Source organism: Nitratidesulfovibrio oxamicus, from assembly GCF_015731765.1.
In the GTDB taxonomy this organism is placed as follows: domain Bacteria; phylum Desulfobacterota; class Desulfovibrionia; order Desulfovibrionales; family Desulfovibrionaceae; genus Cupidesulfovibrio; species Cupidesulfovibrio oxamicus.
Map to the genome: position 1 here is coordinate 1 of NZ_VRYY01000445.1, position 1,970 is coordinate 1,970.

At 71.9% G+C, this 1,970-nt stretch carries 1 protein-coding gene and 1 pseudogene; one reads left to right on the forward strand and one right to left on the reverse strand.

Annotated features, from left to right (window positions below):
• Window positions 1-449: pseudogene (locus tag FVW20_RS13765) on the reverse strand (aminoglycoside phosphotransferase); the annotation flags it as partial.
• A 280-nt stretch (window positions 450-729) separates the two neighbouring features.
• Between FVW20_RS13765 and FVW20_RS13770 the strand changes: the two are divergent.
• Window positions 730-1,970: DEAD/DEAH box helicase (locus tag FVW20_RS13770; protein ID WP_196610061.1), on the forward strand; the 1,241-nt coding region annotated here is incomplete at its 3' end.

Consider the following 1,970-nt stretch of genomic DNA (forward strand, 5'->3'; position numbering starts at 1 on the left):
GGCAGCCCGGCGGGCAGGTTGTCCCCGGCCCGGTGCAGGGCCAGCAACAGGACGGCCACCGCGCGTCCGCGCCAGCCGTGGTCAAGGTAGTCGGGGCGGGGCGGCTCCGCTCCGGGCACGAAGGGCGAAAGCTGCCAGTACCCGGCGTGGGGCGGGGAGTCCGCCTTCAGCACATGTCGCAGGTCGCCATCCTCCACCGGCAGGTACGCGGGCACCAGCGTGGCCAGTTCCGGGTCGGACACTGCCGGGTCCGCCAGTTGCGCCAGCAGGTCGCCCATGGCTTCTCGCCGGGGTGCCTGCGCCGGGGCCAGCCGTTCCAGCATCCACAGCCGTCCGTCATCGCCCTGCACCGCCGTGCGGCTCAGGCAGCGTTCCGGGCTGCCGGGCAGGGGAAATTCCGTGGCCAGGCGGCGCGGGGTGATGCCGAAACGGTACAGCAGGTCGAGCATGGAAACTCCGGGGCGGTTGGCGTGGCGGCTGCGGTGGCCGGAAAACGGAAGGCGCAGTGTTCCATGCCGGGCGCGCCATGTCCAGTTGGCAGGCAGGCGGCTGGGGGGCGGGGGAGCCGGGCAGGACGACGCGCGAGGCATGGGCGGATAGCGCGTCCGGGCGTTTCCCGGCATTGCCACGGTCGCCGGGGCAACGTAGTATCACCCGGCGTTGCGGATCCGCGTTCCGCGTTCCGTGTCCGAACAGCCCGGCCCCCGGCCATTCCGGAGTGTTTCCGCCGTGACCTTCGCCGAACTGCCCCTTGACGCCCGCCTGCTGGCCGGGGTGGAAAGCATGGGCTATCATCTGCCCACCCCCGTGCAGCGCCGGGCCATTCCCGCCGCGTTGTCCGGGTGCGACGTGCTGGCCCTGGCCGCCACCGGCACGGGCAAGACCGCCGCCTATGCGTTGCCGTTGCTGCAACGACTGCTGGAAGGCCCGCGCGGGCAGGTGCGGGCGCTGGTGGTGGCCCCCACGCGCGAACTGGCCGAGCAGATCCACGACCATATCCGGCGGCTGGGAGCCATGACCCGCCTGCGTTCCACCACCATCTACGGCGGGGTGGGCATCATGCCGCAGGCCCTGCGGCTGCGCACCGGGGTGGAGATCGTGGTGGCCTGTCCCGGTCGGCTGCTGGACCACCTGCGGCGCGGCAACCTGGATTTATCCGCCCTTGACGTGCTGGTGCTGGACGAGGGTGATTCGCTGTTCGAACTGGGCTTTCTGGCCGACGTGCGCGCGTTGCTGGCCGCCGTACCCGCGCGGTGCCAGCGCATGCTGTTTTCCGCCACCTTGCCGCAGGCCGTGCAAGGGCTGGCGGGCGATGCCCTGCGCGACCCCGTGACCGTCAGCGTGGACGCGCAGGCACCGGCGGCCACCGTGGACCATGCCCTGTACCCTGTACCCGCCCACCTCAAGACCCCGCTGCTGAAGGCCATGCTGCGCGCCCGGCTGCTGTCCGGCGTTGCGGCGCATGCTGGCGCGACCCATGCGACCGAATTTCCGGAAGGCATTGGCGGCGTTGCTGATGGAATTGACGACGCCCCCGACACTGGCGGCGATGCCGTTTCCTCCGGGGGCAGGGGCGGCGGCCATCCGTCCCTGCACGCCATCGAGGATGAACCCCTGGCCGGTGCGGTGCTGGTGTTCGTGCGTACCCGGCACGGGGCGCGCCGCCTGTGGCAGCAACTGGCCTCCACCGGGTTGCACGTGGGGTGCCTGCAAGGCAAGCTTTCGCAGCGGCGGCGGCAGGCGACCCTGGACGGGTTTCGCACCGGGCGCTACGCCGTGCTGGTGGCCACCGACGTGGCCGCGCGCGGACTGGACATTTCGCGGGTGACCCATGTGGTGAACTACGACGTGCCCGCCACGGCGGACGCCTACATCCACCGCATCGGTCGCACCGGTCGCGCCGCCCGCGCGGGCACGGCCATGACCCTGGTGGCCCCAGGCGACGAGACGGCGGTGCGCCACATCGAGCG